The 255-nt window shown below is 72.9% G+C and carries 1 protein-coding gene; it reads right to left on the bottom strand.

What is annotated here, in order from left to right:
* Window positions 1-255 (bottom strand): hypothetical protein (locus PZA18_RS24770; protein WP_284103540.1); only part of this gene is annotated, 255 nt, incomplete at both ends.

The raw sequence follows: 255 nt of genomic DNA, 5'->3' as shown, positions 1-255 counted from the left end.
CCGCCAGCGGCAGGCTCTGGCCGCTGAGCAGTTCCGGCACGTCGGCCTGGGGGCAGGTCTGCAGGCGGAAGGTCAAGGGTTCGGCGTGGCGCCGGTCGCTGCGTACGCTCAGCCGGTAGCGTCCTGCAGCCAGGGCCAGGGGGCGCTGGCTGTCCAGCGCGGGCTGTCCGGCACGGCCCTCGGCCCGTTGCTGGCCGTTCTGATCCTGCAGTTGCCAGTGGATGTCCGGCTGCCCGCCGCTCAGTTCGTCCCAGC

The sequence above is a fragment of the Parachitinimonas caeni genome, from assembly GCF_030129945.1.
GTDB lineage: Bacteria > Pseudomonadota > Gammaproteobacteria > Burkholderiales > Chitinimonadaceae > Parachitinimonas > Parachitinimonas caeni.
The sequence above is the reverse complement of the archived record's forward strand: the minus strand, read 5'-3'. Positions and strand labels throughout refer to the sequence as shown.